Origin of the sequence: Ruegeria atlantica, from assembly GCF_013033965.1 — a bacterium.
In the GTDB taxonomy this organism is placed as follows: domain Bacteria; phylum Pseudomonadota; class Alphaproteobacteria; order Rhodobacterales; family Rhodobacteraceae; genus Ruegeria; species Ruegeria atlantica_D.
In genome coordinates this window covers 1-1153 of the sequence record NZ_WQFE01000047.1, presented here as the reverse complement: position 1 = coordinate 1153, position 1153 = coordinate 1, and the positions used below count along the sequence as shown (strand labels likewise).

Here is a 1153-nt window from a genome sequence, read left to right as displayed (position 1 = left end):
CCTGATTTCCCAAGGTTGTCTTTACGGGCGGCCCAAATGTATGTACGGGCTGCTGTTCGCAAATGGTTTCGCATGTTCTCGGAAGTCGCTCATATGTATCCGGCCTACTGGTCGACACGCGAGTCGCCGCCTTGTTGGGTTACGCACGCGCCGTGGTCTAATTGGCGGCAAGGTCCAAGATGACCGAATGGGCCGTCAGACTCCGGGGGGCGTAATTGTTCCGTTCCATGCTTGCTGTCAGTCGCGAACTCCTTTGGGTCGATATGGCTTAAACGCCGATTGCGACCTCGTCTTGTGGTGCGTCAAACGCAGTTTTATACCTCAAGACGCTCCAAGCCATTCGCGCGAGTTTGTTGGCGCGAGCGATGGCAAGCTTGTTGCGGTTCATCCGTTCTGCGGCCCGCGTCAACCATTCTCCGAAGCTGAAGTCCGGCCAACGGTTGGTACACATCAAGACGACCTTGGCGGCCTGAACGAAGAGCATTCGCAAATATCGGCTGCCGCGCTTAGATATGCGGCCAAGCACTGTGCGACCGCCTGTACTGTATTGTCGTGGTACGAGGCCAACCCATGCTGCAAAATCACGTCCTCGCTGGAATGCCTCACCAGCGCCGATGGCCGCAACCATCGCGGTTGAGATCATTGGTCCGATCCCCGGGAACGTCATGACGTTGACACAGTTTTCTCCGGTACGACCGGTAAGTTGGGACACAAAGCCGCTTCAGCATCGTTGTAATCGTTCTACTGGCCCTTGATGAATGGCTTCACATAGATCGCGGGAATGATCCTCGACTCAAAGCCCATCTTACCCAGCGTCCGGCTCACGAAATGCGCGCTCAGGCAGGCCTCCATCCCGACAATGCAACGTGGCAGCTTCTCGAAGATCACGACCAGAGCCAATCATTTTATCTGCTTGCGCATCACCAGTTGCCCATTTGGATCAAATGCCACGATGTAAAACGTGTCTTTGCCAATATCGATCCCTATCGACATCAACTCATCGATTGTGTTCTTCGCCATGCCACTTCTCCATCTCGCAGAAATAGGCAAAGCCTAACCTGCTGGGGGAAGCAGCCGGTACAGACCATTAGCAGACATTCGACCTATATCTCAGTTGCTGCAGTAGCAGCTCGCATAGTCGACGTTCGCCGCG

Annotated in this window: 1 pseudogene; it reads right to left on the bottom strand. The window is 54.8% G+C overall.

Annotated elements, in window-relative coordinates:
* Positions 1–268 precede the first annotated feature (268 nt).
* A pseudogene (locus GOW16_RS22625) lies at positions 269–1020 on the bottom strand (IS110 family transposase).
* Positions 1021–1153 lie beyond the last annotated feature (133 nt).